This window comes from Streptococcus orisasini, assembly GCF_001431045.1.
GTDB classification, from domain to species: Bacteria; Bacillota; Bacilli; order Lactobacillales; family Streptococcaceae; genus Streptococcus; species Streptococcus orisasini.
The window spans coordinates 1-2,353 of sequence record NZ_BCLE01000061.1; the positions used below are offsets into that span (position 1 = coordinate 1).

At 39.6% G+C, this 2,353-nt stretch carries 2 protein-coding genes; both read left to right on the forward strand.

What is annotated here, in order from left to right; translation table 11 throughout:
- Window positions 1-141 precede the first annotated feature (141 nt).
- Window positions 142-1,464 carry an IS21 family transposase gene (istA, locus tag SCSH_RS10765; protein ID WP_057491880.1) on the forward strand — a complete coding sequence of 441 codons (1,323 nt, stop codon included), beginning with the start codon at window positions 142-144 and terminating at the stop codon, window positions 1,462-1,464.
- The gene (locus SCSH_RS10770) at window positions 1,457-2,260 is read left to right on the forward strand and encodes an ATP-binding protein (RefSeq protein WP_202966376.1); all 804 of its coding nucleotides are present in this window, start codon (window positions 1,457-1,459) and stop codon (window positions 2,258-2,260) included. The genes istA and SCSH_RS10770 overlap by 8 nt, the downstream gene beginning before the upstream one ends.
- The last annotated feature ends 93 nt before the right edge of the window (window positions 2,261-2,353 follow it).

Sequence of the window (2,353 nt, forward strand, 5' to 3'; positions counted from 1 at the left end):
TTAGTGTCGGGTTATTTTAGCCGACCGACGTCGGATTAAAATAACCATTTTTCATCGTATTAAAATAGCCAAAAGGTCATTACCAGACGTGTTTTTTGTCTTAAACTGATGTTACCCAACGCATCAGAAAAAAGGAGACATATGAACACAAATGAATCTAATAACGACCTTACACAAGTCATTCTATCACAGGCTATCGAGCAAATAAAGTTTGAGCAGGGTGATAAGTTTGACCTGAATAAGATTAATCTTGCAGAATTAGAACGACGTACCGGAATCACTCGCGCTAAGTTACGTCGCTACAAGAAGAATAACTTTATCATTCCACCACATGGACGAACAGGAATGAAAGCAGAGACTACAGTACTTACCGGTTTTTCGGGTGTTCTGGATGATCTGCTGAAAAACAATGTTTCAAATGCTTCTGTTTGTTTTGACAGACTATGTGAACACGGGTATAAAGGAAGTTTAACCCAGGTGCGTGTTTATATAGAACAGCACAAAGATCTTATCCCACCAAAACGTCTTCTGAAAAATCCACAGGGAAACCGGGGACGCAGATATCAGACCGGACCTGGAGAATCCTACCAGATGGACTGGGGATTTATCAATGTTGAAGACTATAACGGTAATAATTATCGTTTTGCATGTTTTGCGATGGTCTGTCATCATTGCGGTGAATGTTATATAGAATTCTTTCCAAATGCCAAACAGGAAAACCTGTTTATCGGAATGATCCATGCTTTCTATTACATGGGAGTTCCCAGATATGTTCTTACAGATAACATGAAGAGTGTGGTCATCTCAAGAGATTCGGAAGGACATCCTATATGGCAACGCGATTATGAGAGTTTTATGAAAACCATTGGTTTTTCTACAAAGCTTTGTAAGCCAAGACATCCTTTTACAAAAGGTAAAGTAGAACGTCTTGTTCGTTTCGTAAAAGACAACTTCCTTCCTGGAAGAGTCTTTACAAATATCACGGAACTTAACTACGACGCTTTGCATTGGTGCAACAGACATAACAGCAGGTATCATCGTGCTGTTGATTGTATCCCAGATGAAGTTCATCAAAAATCCTGCTGGAATGTTGCATCCGTTCTGGATCAGACTGAGGCAATGATGTATTATCTTTGTCCTGAAAGAGCAATCTCATTCGACGGATTTGTCAGCTATGAAGGTAGACGTTTTGGCGTTCCATTCTGGTATCAAAAGAGGATCTGTCGAATTCAAAGAAGCGAATATATCATTACTATTTATGACCAGGACATGAGTAGGGTCCTTGCAACACACAATGTTACATGGAGTAGAAAAGACAGCTTCTGTCATGATCAGTATGTAAAGGAGCAGCCTGAAGAGTACCCATCGATGCCGGTACGATCCAAAATCCTCCAGATTGAAGAAAGAGAAGCCGATTCTCTTTTCAGTAAGTTTAACTTTGAGGAGGGTCTTTGGAATGAGTAAAACGTTTTATGATCAGATCAGTTCTGATATAGAAGCTTTAAAAATATCAGCATACGCAAACGGGCTGTATAACTTTATAGATTCTGAAGCTATGAATCCACAGCAACTGGAAGCCATCGCAAAAGTATTCGAATTTTTGCATACACAAAAAGAAGAAACAATCCGAAATACGCTTCTGAAAATGAGTCGTCTGCCATTAAAAGAACCAAAGACATTTCAAAACTTTGATTTTGATCATGTAAAGGGAAAACAGGTTGAAAGATTAAAAAATCTACCCGCATTAACTGCTATAAATGCCGGTAGGAATCTTGCCTTTATCGGTCCACAGGGTGTGGGTAAAACACATCTTGCAATGGCATACGGAAGAGAATGCTGCAATCAGGGACTAAAAACCTATTTCTTAAAGGCAACTGAACTTAATCAGCGACTGAATGACGCCATAAAATATGGACGTGAAAGTTCAACGATAAACAGCCTTGTGAAACCATCCTGCCTCATTATCGATGAGATCGGTAGATGTGTTTTTAACAAAGAAGCCACCAGAATGTTCTTCGATATGGTCGACAGGCGATATAACAAAGAAGGACCTAATACCTTGATATTCACAAGCAACATGACCCCGAATAAATGGGGCGAATTCTTCAGTGAAGATTCGTCTCTGCTATGTGCTCTTGACCGAATCTTTGATGATGCAACTGTTTTTATGATGAAAGGGAACAGTTATCGTGGGCGTCGTCTTGAAACAATTGCAGTAGAAACTGGCAAACCCAAGCCAGGTGTAACCAACCACTTATAATGAAACAGTCTGATGCGTTGGCTGTTTTAATACGATGATAATTGGCTAAATTAACCCGATGAAAAATGGTTAATCTCGCCCGATGCTAACAAC